Annotated in this window: 4 protein-coding genes and 1 pseudogene; all 5 read right to left on the bottom strand. The window is 29.2% G+C overall.

Annotated elements, in window-relative coordinates; translation table 11 throughout:
* The coding region (locus A5877_RS14550; RefSeq protein WP_176273483.1) for a CDP-glycerol glycerophosphotransferase family protein at window positions 1–1,001 on the bottom strand (1,001 nt) is incomplete at its 3' end.
* A 29-nt stretch (window positions 1,002–1,030) separates the two neighbouring features.
* Window positions 1,031–2,227, bottom strand: coding sequence for a CDP-glycerol glycerophosphotransferase family protein (locus tag A5877_RS14545; protein WP_254907488.1), 1,197 nt, complete (start codon window positions 2,225–2,227; stop codon window positions 1,031–1,033).
* Window positions 2,202–2,951, bottom strand: coding sequence for a WecB/TagA/CpsF family glycosyltransferase (locus A5877_RS14540; RefSeq protein WP_176273481.1), 750 nt, complete (start codon window positions 2,949–2,951; stop codon window positions 2,202–2,204). The genes A5877_RS14545 and A5877_RS14540 overlap by 26 nt, the downstream gene beginning before the upstream one ends.
* Window positions 2,941–4,158, bottom strand: coding sequence for a CDP-glycerol glycerophosphotransferase family protein (locus tag A5877_RS14535; protein ID WP_086317035.1), 1,218 nt, complete (start codon window positions 4,156–4,158; stop codon window positions 2,941–2,943). Before A5877_RS14535 ends, A5877_RS14540 begins: the two co-directional genes overlap by 11 nt.
* A gap of 28 nt (window positions 4,159–4,186) precedes the next feature.
* A pseudogene (locus A5877_RS17245) lies at window positions 4,187–5,038 on the bottom strand (hypothetical protein); the annotation flags it as partial.

The raw sequence follows: 5,038 nt of genomic DNA, 5'->3' as shown, positions 1-5,038 counted from the left end.
TCTTCATATAGACCTCTATTTAAATAATACTCTTCTTTATCATAAGTAAATAAAACAGTCTTTTTACCGCTGCATAAAAAATCATACATAATAGAACTATAATCAGTTATTAACACATCTACAGCAGTTAAAAACTCATATGTTTCCACGTTTTCTGGAAATAACATAACTTTTTTAAAGTTATTTAAGTCAATACTGAGTTTCTCAGCATCAAAAGGATGAAGCTTTATGAATAATCTCTCATTGTCTTTAAGTTCTCTTTCAAAAGAAATCAATATTTCCTCTATGAAAGATACAGAAGTACCTACATCTCTATATGTAGGCATATAAAAGTATATTCTCTCATTAGAGACATCGATTTTATTACGAACATCTGATCCTTTACTATTATCAAAAAGGATACTATTTCTTGGAGAAGGTGCTACCACAATATTGGTACTTGAAATATTTTTCAAATTGTAATTCTCTACTATCTTTTCCTTAGTGTAGTCATTACTAACTACAAGAAAGTTTGATGCCATGAAATTTTTTTGAACATTCCCAAAACCATCAACTTCCATTGCCTTACCTAAACATTTCAGAGGGGTTCCATGCCAAATATTAATGTAGATTTGCTCAGGTCTTTTATTAAAATAACTCCAAAATGTCGTATCATTAATTAAAAATTCAGCAGTAGCTAAATTATAGACATATTCTTTCGAATTGTATTCAATTAATTCAATATTAGTCCAATTTACTTCAACGTCGAGTAAATTTTTTATCCAGTCTTTCTTGTCATTTTGAATCGCAATCTTTAGTTGAAAATCTTTAAAATTTTTCGAAAGATATTTTGTAAGATAATAAACATGCCCACTGAAATCTCTTCCGTGAGTAGACTCAATAAGTATAACGTTTTTATTAATCTTTTTATTTTTTATAAAATGTAAATACTGAAATTCATATTTTTTATCTATTTTTTTCTTCAAAACTTTCCTTACTTTTTTATTAAGTAATCTAACCATTGTAGTGTAACTCCTTAATTCAATTGTTCTTAAAATTCCATTATTTTTTTTACAACTGCTTCGCTACTTTCGCTCATTCCTCTACAGTACCTATCACAAAAGTTCGAATATTTTTTTGAAAATGTAATTGAGTAGTTTGAGGTCATATTTATCATAAATTTAAACTGCTTGTAAAAGTCCTCTTCATTTGTGGAGATAGCTCCTGGCAGTTCATTTATATAATCAATATAGAATCCACGGATTTTTTTTTCGTAATGATCTAAATCATAAGCGTAGAATAACATCGGTTTATGAAGCTCTGCAAAATCAAACATTACAGATGAATAATCAGTGATTAAAAAATCAGAGATTAAATATAAATTATTAATATCTTCTGAGCTATTAATAAAGACCTTCTGTTCATACCCATTAATGTCAATTGAGTCTTCTACTAAATAATGCGGCCTTAGGATTAAAACATCATCTTCATTCATCAAATCGAAAACTTTCTTTAATTGGAAAGGCATCTTAAATTTGTAATTTCCCTTACTAATGTAATAGTCGTCTCTCCAAGTAGGAGCATACAGAATCACCCTGCCATTAGTTCTACCCAAAATTTTCTTTTTCAATATATTTTTAATTTCATTATTACTACCATATTTAACCAAATGATCATTCCTTGGATAACCAATTTCAAGAAACTCATTTTGAAATTGAAAAGCTTTTTTAAAAATCCTTTTCGAATAATCATTCGGTGCAATCAAAAAATCCCATCTTTCTGACTCTTTTATAAAACTTTCTTTGTAAGATTCATTCGTTGTACCTGGAATAGAAACATTCTGAATGTCTAACCCTAATTTTTTTAAGGGTGTACCGTGCCAGGTTTGAAAATATACAGTCTGTTTGTTCTTTTTTAACCAAATTGGCATTCGGGCATTAAATACCCAAAAGTTAGATCTGGGAGCTAAAAATAACCATTTAATAGAAAAACGAACAACAAAGTTAATCTCAGGAAATCTCTCTTGAGCTATACTTAAATATTTTTTTTTGATTCCCCAATAAACATACCAATCGTTATGGTCTATATTGTTTATAAATTCGTTATAAATTGCATAGGGATTGTCTCCAGGGAGCTTGCCATTAAAATTTTCAAAAAGAATCGTATTTTTCTTAATGGAAAAATACGAAGCGATAAAATTAAAAAGTTTACCATACAGATAACTAATTATCTTTTTTATATTTGTCAACTCCTCTATAATTCCACCACAAACTTTTAAAAAGAAAGGAGGGCAATTGAAAAATCCTTCCAATTCTAGATGGATTGCTTAGTGAACGATACATCCATTCCAAATTATATTTTATAAAAAACTGGGGTGCTCTTTTCACATGTCCACTTAAAACATCAAAACTTCCACCAACATCTTGAAAAATACTTACATTCAACTTGTTAATATTCCTAAATAGCCATTGCTCCTGTTTTGGAAAACCTAATGCAACAAATAGAAAATCAGGCTTACAATTGTTGATTTTACTAACAATTTCTTGTTCACTTAGATTAGTATACCCATCAATTGCGCCTACTATATTAATTTTAGGATAAGCGGAGCCAATATTGGCAATAGCATCTTTAAGAATTTCTATTCTTGCACCATAAAAGAAAACACTTTTCCCATTTACATTAGCATACTCCAATAGCTTTAACATCAAGTCAAAACCTGCAACCCTCTCCCTAATATTTCCACCTGTTAATTTTGATACTAAGACAACCCCGATACCATCAGGAATACGATGTGTACTAGTTTTTATCAAATTAATCACTTCAGGAAACCTCTTAGCCTCAATTATGATTTGAGGATTAACACTAATGATAGTCATCTTTTTCTTTTCTAACAAGTAGTACGGAAGATCACTTAAAATCATTTGATACGTAAGATTATCTACTGGGATTCCCATAATTAACTCAGTTTTCATATTGTTTATCGATCCAATCTATTAGTTGTTTCATAGCTCTTCCATCTGCAAAAGTATTCCAAATGGAATTAAACTCTTTTAAATCTGATTTATTTTCTTTTAAAAACGAATTTTTAAGATCACTATGACTATAAGTAATTGTCCCTGTTACGTATTTTTCAAATAACTCTTGTATTCCAACCTTAGTACTATAAGTTTTGTAATCATACCAAAAATAGATAATTTGCCCATTGGGATTTGCTAATGAATATTCAAAAGGAATAGATGAATAATCTGTTACTAGATAATCAACATATGAAAGGATAGATGTTAAAGACACACCTTTAGGAAGCTGAATAATCTCAGGAAAATCAGATAATTGATCTCTTAGAAAATTATCATGCGGATGCGGATGGATAATCAGTTGCAAGTTCGATGGGATTTGTTTTATAAACTCTTCTAAACTAAATGATTGATCTCTTTCAGTCTCACGATATGTTGGAGCATAGAGAACCAAGGGTTTTTTTATAAAATCAAATTTTAGTTCGTTTTTGAATTGATCACTAAAATATTGATCAGTTAAAGGATACCCAAAAGGTAATATACCATAATTTTTAGCATAGCTCTTACAAAAAATCTTAGCCATCATTGGAGAACTAACTACCAAGTGAGTAAATCTATTGTATACTGCTTGATATCTTTTTTTATCAATATTCGATTCACTAGATACATAATTTGCTTCTAACCCAAATTTTTTTATAGCACCATTCGCATGCCAAAGTTGTACTACACTAACTTCTTTATCGAAGTTAAATTCAGCAAGTAAAGGAAAATAATTATCACATAAAATCATTTTACTTGAACCTAGAACAGGAATCACCTTAGTATATAAGTCGTATAAGGAATCAATCGATAAAGTTAGATTACCCTGAATAGAAAACCTTTGAGCCAGTTCAGCACAATTCTTTGTATAGCAGATAATCACTCTTTCTCTATATTTTTCTATCAATTTATCCAAAATGTACTCACTTGAAGAGGGGAAACTTAATAAAAATACGATATGCTTATTTTTTTTTCGTTTTACTTTCGATAACCATTTAATTGGCAATAAGTAAATTGTCTTAGCCAAAGGTTTTAAATAATTTATAATTGTAATCGCCTCTTTTACACTAACCCTTATTCTAACCGATATAAGAAAAAAAGAAAATATTTGTAACAAAACCGTCATATAGTCATTAGGATGGATAACAATTCTTTTATGATGAATGAAAGTTATACTTTTTTATTAAGGTTACGATTATGAAAAATAGCAACACAATACAAGGAATTATTATTGTAATAGAAAAGAACCAAGGATTATTATATGATACTATAAGTTTATTTTCCCCCTTAACCTGGTTCACTGTTACAACTCCTATTGTATTGACATCGAAGTCTTCATCTGAAAGAGAATTGCCATTTAAAATCAAATTTGTTCGTTTATATTTGATAATCGGAATTTTTATACTTTTATTTGAATGGGATTTCCAAGTAACCTGTAGCTTACCATTAACAACGCTTTTTTCGAAAAAATGATTATTTTGGATGATTTCGTCCCCATAGGTCCCATATCTGCTTATTTTATCATCATTATATAAAGGAAGGTAATCTGGCGTAGACTTCTGAAAGCTCAAAAGAAGCTCCTGTTTATCTTTTGAAAAAAGTTGATTTTTCATTTTGAATTCGTCATCTTCGAAAACAAATGAGTTTACTCTAGTATTTACAGCAGTGTCACTTTGATGCCATTTAATCATTTTACTCGTATTCATATAATTTATTTGAACTAAGCTTAAACATAGTAATATAGCTAAGTAAAATGGATTTGTTATTCTCGCACCTTTATAGTATCGCATCATTATTGCCAAACCTATTAATAACAAAACTATTGAGGTTATAACGAAACGAAACGGAAATTGTATAAGCCCTAAAATAGGGTTCTCCAAGCTAGATAGAAATTTCCACGGTATAAAATTTGTTGAAAGAATAGTAAATAAAGCAACAATTGCCACTATTATTTTCAAAAAAGGTTCAAATTTATATTTCTTATTTAGTATTCCACAGAATAGAAC

This window comes from Enterococcus sp. 3C7_DIV0644 (genome assembly GCF_002141235.1).
In the GTDB taxonomy this organism is placed as follows: Bacteria; Bacillota; Bacilli; order Lactobacillales; family Enterococcaceae; genus Enterococcus_D; species Enterococcus_D entomosocium.
Note: the sequence above shows the minus strand (reverse complement) of the source record. Positions and strands in the feature narration are given on the sequence as shown.